The sequence below is a fragment of the Aeromicrobium sp. PFPM2_SD2 genome (assembly GCF_057364525.1).
Map to the genome: position 1 here is coordinate 1 of NZ_JBNFNZ010000224.1, position 3,978 is coordinate 3,978.

The following is a 3,978-nucleotide window of genomic DNA, read 5'->3' on the forward strand; positions in this document are numbered from 1 at the left end:
CCCCATGCCGACGACGCCCGGCCGCGAGGCCGCACCGGGCCCCGCGGCCGTCGTCGAGCGCGTCCGTGCGCGAGCGCATCGGCGCCCGCAGCACGACGAGACCGGTCACGGAGCCGCTCAGGCGCCGAGCCCCAGGTCGCGGCGCAGCTTGGCCACGTGCCCGGTCGCCTTGACGTTGTACTGGGCCAGCGTGATCGTGCCCTGCTCGTCCACGACGAACGTGGAGCGGATGACGCCCTCGACGACCTTGCCGTAGAGCTTCTTCTCGCCGAACGCGCCCCACGCGGTCAGGACGTCCTTGTCGGGGTCCGACAGCAGGGTGATCGTCAGTCCGTCGCGCTCGCGGAACTTCGCGAGCTTCTCGGGCTTGTCCGGCGAGATGCCCAGCACGGTGTAGCCCTCGGCCTGGAGCCGGTCGATCGAGTCGCTGAAGTCGCACGCCTGCTTGGTGCAGCCGGGCGTCATGGCGGCGGGGTAGAAGTACACGATCACCTTCTGCCCACGCAGCGACGAGAGCGTGACGCTCGTGCCGTCGTCGGCGGGGAGGGTGAAGTCGGGGGCCTGGTCTCCAGCCTGCAGTCGGGCGCTCATGGCCACTATCCTGACGTACGAGCGCGGGGGACCCCGCGCGTGGCGACGAAAGAGGATGCTGTGGCGAAGTCCCGCAACGACGCGCTGGTCGACGAGATCGAGCAGACCCGCGAGCACCTGGCCCGCACGATCGACGAGCTCGTCGACCGGGCCAGCCCCAAGAACATCGCCTCGCGCCAGGTCGACCGGGTCAAGGCGCGCTTCGTCGCGCCCGACGGGTCGCCGCGCTTCGAGACGATCGTCCCGGTCGTCGGTGGCGTCGTGGCCGTCGTGGCCGCCGCCGTGGTGCTCCGCCGCCTGCTCAAGTGAGCCGGGCGGTCCTCGTCGGAAGGGTGCTCGCGTGACCGCCGACAAGCTGCCGATCCGGATGCTGCACGACCGCCTGCTCGTGCGCCTGGACGCCGAGGCGGGCGACCGTCGCTCGACCGGCGGCATCGTCATCCCGGCCACCGCGGCGATGGGTCGCCGGCTGTCGTGGGCGCGGGTCGAGGCGGTCGGGGCGCAGGTGCGCTCGGTCGAGGTCGGCGACCGCGTCCTGTTCGACCCCGACGACCGCGCCGAGGTCGAGGTCCGCGGCGACTCGTTCATCCTGCTGCGCGAGCGCGACCTGCACGCCGTCGCCGCCGAGCGGCTGGAGGAGGGCCAGACGGGCCTGTACCTGTGAACGACCGGACGAGCACGAGAGCGGTGGGACGACGATGAGCGAGCGGGGCGGCTTCGGGGCGTTATCCCGGCGGCTGCCGGACGTCCGTCCGCGGCTGTCGCTGCGGGCCCGGCTCATGCTCGTGCGGCGGCGCTGGCGCTTCCTGGTCCGGCTCGCGGTCTCCACCGCGGTCGCCTACTTCATCGCGACCGAGCTGTTCGGGCACTCGCAGGCCTTCTTCGCGCCCATCGCGGCGGTGCTGGTCATCAACGCCGGCGCCGGTCCGCGCAGCCGCACCCTGTACGAGCTGATCTTCGGCGTGGTCGTCGGCGTGCTCGTGGGCGAGCTGCTCATCCTGTCCATCGGCCGCGGTCCCTGGCAGCTGGCGCTCATCGGCGTCCTGGCCGCCGCCGTCGGCCTGTTCCTCGGGCTCAAGGGCCTGGCCCTGAACCAGGCGGCCAACTCCGCGGTGCTGCTGGCGGCGGTCGTCCCGCTGGCCGGCGCGGGCAACCCGGCGGTGACCCGGGTCCTCGACGCCCTGATCGGCGGCCTGTGCGGGCTGGCCATGATGATCCTGCTGCCGCGCAACACCGTCCGTGACATCGGCGTGGAGGTGCAGGACGTGCTCAAGGAGGTCGCGGCGGCGCTCGACGACGTCGCCGGCGCCCTGGGCTCGGGCGACCCGGAGGGCGCCGAGCGGGCGCTGGACCGCACCCGCGAGCTGCAGCCGGCGCTGGAGACGCTGCGCTCCACGGCCGAGAACGTCTCCGAGATCGCCCGCATGTCGCCCATGCGCTGGACCCAGCGCGGCCACGTCAACCTCTACGTCGGCACGATCGGGCACATCGACAACGCGGTGCGCGACGCCCGCGTGCTCGCCCGCCGCTCGTCGGCGATGCTGCGCCACCACGAGGTGCCGCCGCCGGGCATGGCCGACGCGGTCGGCTCGCTCGCCTCGGCGGTCGGCATCTTCGCCGACGACCTGGCCGTGCAGGACGACTTCGAGGAGGCCCAGCAGGCGCTCATCGACGCCGCCCGCACGGCCGTCCACTCGCTCCCGGCGTCGCTGACGCTCAACACCGCCGCGGTCTCCGCGCAGGTGCGCTCGCTGGCCGCGGACCTGCTCCTGGCCAGCGGGATGACCCGCGAGGACCTCGACGAGCACCTCGACTTCGACGACGACTGACGAGGCGTCGCGAGCGCGACACGCCGGACGACACGCCGCGACACGCCGCGCAGGCGCCCGGATGGTGGACACGCGCGTGTGATCCGCGCTACGTTGCTCGCGCCTTCCTGCCCGGAGGCACCCGACACGCCCTGGAGGTGATCACCGATGTTCCACGTCACGAACCCGCGAGCCCTCGCGTTCCTCGTCACGTCCGACGCCGGTCGTCCCTCCGGAGCAGTGCACCGCCTGTAGCCAGACACTCCTGGCTCAGCAGCCGCTTCGGACCCCGGTCCGGAGCGGTCTTCTTTGTCCTCACCCACCCTCATCCCGAAAGGAGGCGCGCCATGAACACCACCCTCACCCCTTCCCCGACCCGCACGACCCTCATGCCCGCAGACGTCCCGACGACCACGAGCCCCGACTCGTCAGCACCGTCGGCCGCGACCACCCGAGAGGGGGTGAACACCGTGGCTCTCATCGAGATCCGCCGCCAGCGGACCGCTGCTCGCAGCCGCCGGCGCGCCTGGGACGAGCTGCCCGAGGCGGACCGCCAGGTCCTGATGCGCGAGGCCCGGCTGCGCATGCAGCGGGAGCGTGAGCTGCGCGCCGCACGCGACGCGCACGAGATGACCCTGTACGGGATGCGAGGCCAGCGTTGAGCCGCCCCGCCCCCGCCCCCGCAGGACGGACGCCCCGAGGAGATGCTCCTCGGGGCGTCTGGTCTTCTCGGGCCAGTCACTCGTAGCCTGGAAGGACCACGACCGACGCACGGCCTTCGCCGGACGGTCCGCCCGGGTTGGCCCGCCGTTCACCCGACACCGATGGGTTGAGGCCATGAACCTACGCACTCCTTCGCGACGACTCACCGTCGTCGCCGCGGCCGGCGCGCTCGTCGTCGGCTCGTCCGCGCTGGCCTTCGCGGCCACGGACCTGTCCGCCAAGGGTGGCGCCACGCGCCTGTCCGGCGACCAGACCACGAAGATCGCCCGCTCGCTCGACGGCGGTCGCGCCCAGAACGTCATCCTGCTCGTCGGCGACGGCATGGGCGACTCCGAGATCACCTCGGCCCGCAACTACGAGTACGGCGCCGCCGGCCGCCTGCCGGGCATCGACGCCCTCCCGCTCACCGGCCAGTACACGACGTACTCGCTGGGCAAGGACGGCAAGCCCGACTACGTGCCGGACTCCGCCGCGACCGGCACGGCCTGGGCCACCGGCACCAAGTCCTACGACGGCGCGATCTCGGTAGACGTCCGGGGCCGGGCGAAGCCGACGCTGCTCGAGCTGGCCAAGGCCAAGGGGCTGCGCACCGGCAACGTCAGCACCGCCGAGCTCCAGGACGCGACGCCCGCCGTGCAGGTCGCCCAGGTCACGAGCCGGCGCTGCTACGGGCCCGTCGCGACCGCCGCGCAGTGCCCGACCAACGCGCTGGAGAACGGGGGCGAGGGCTCGATCACCGAGCAGCTGCTCGACACCCGTCCCGACGTCACCCTCGGCGGAGGTGCCGCGACGTTCTCGGAGGTCGCCGCGGCCGGCCGCTGGAAGGGCAAGACGCTCCGTCAGCAGGCGCTCGAGC

The 3,978-nt window shown here is 72.9% G+C and carries 6 protein-coding genes; 5 read left to right on the top strand and 1 reads right to left on the bottom strand.

Going from position 1 to position 3,978, the window contains the following annotated elements; all coding sequences use genetic code 11:
* Positions 1–117: 117 nt before the first annotated feature.
* Positions 118–591, bottom strand: coding sequence for a thioredoxin-dependent thiol peroxidase (bcp, locus tag AC2W7G_RS10750; RefSeq protein WP_485868423.1), 474 nt, complete (start codon positions 589–591; stop codon positions 118–120).
* 60 nt (positions 592–651) lie between these two features.
* Here bcp and AC2W7G_RS10755 point away from each other — a divergent pair, with 60 nt between their 5' ends.
* The 5 genes from AC2W7G_RS10755 to AC2W7G_RS10775 form a co-directional block, all read left to right on the top strand.
* Complete coding sequence (locus tag AC2W7G_RS10755) at positions 652–900, top strand: DUF3618 domain-containing protein (RefSeq protein ID WP_019145968.1); 249 nt, start codon at positions 652–654, stop codon at positions 898–900.
* Positions 901–958: 58 nt separating this feature from the next.
* Complete coding sequence (locus tag AC2W7G_RS10760; protein ID WP_485868426.1) at positions 959–1,255, top strand: GroES family chaperonin; 297 nt, start codon at positions 959–961, stop codon at positions 1,253–1,255.
* A 34-nt stretch (positions 1,256–1,289) separates the two neighbouring features.
* Positions 1,290–2,420 (top strand): FUSC family protein, encoded by a 1,131-nt coding sequence (locus tag AC2W7G_RS10765; protein ID WP_485868424.1) that lies wholly within the window; start codon positions 1,290–1,292, stop codon positions 2,418–2,420.
* Between the two features lie 440 nt (positions 2,421–2,860).
* Positions 2,861–3,061 carry a hypothetical protein gene (locus AC2W7G_RS10770; RefSeq protein ID WP_020692206.1) on the top strand — a complete coding sequence of 67 codons (201 nt, stop codon included), beginning with the start codon at positions 2,861–2,863 and terminating at the stop codon, positions 3,059–3,061.
* A gap of 175 nt (positions 3,062–3,236) precedes the next feature.
* Positions 3,237–3,978, top strand: a 742-nt coding sequence (locus AC2W7G_RS10775; RefSeq protein WP_485868425.1) for an alkaline phosphatase, incomplete at its 3' end; no start/stop codon positions are given.

What these genes read in the sequence shown, in the direction of transcription:
- AC2W7G_RS10760 (WP_485868426.1), top strand. Translation starts at nt 959, where the DNA reads ATGCTGCACGACCGCCTGCTCGTGCGCCTGGACGCCGAGGCGGGCGAC.
- bcp (WP_485868423.1), bottom strand. Translation starts at nt 591, where the DNA reads ATGAGCGCCCGACTGCAGGCTGGAGACCAGGCCCCCGACTTCACCCTC.
- AC2W7G_RS10765 (WP_485868424.1), top strand. Translation starts at nt 1,290, where the DNA reads ATGAGCGAGCGGGGCGGCTTCGGGGCGTTATCCCGGCGGCTGCCGGAC.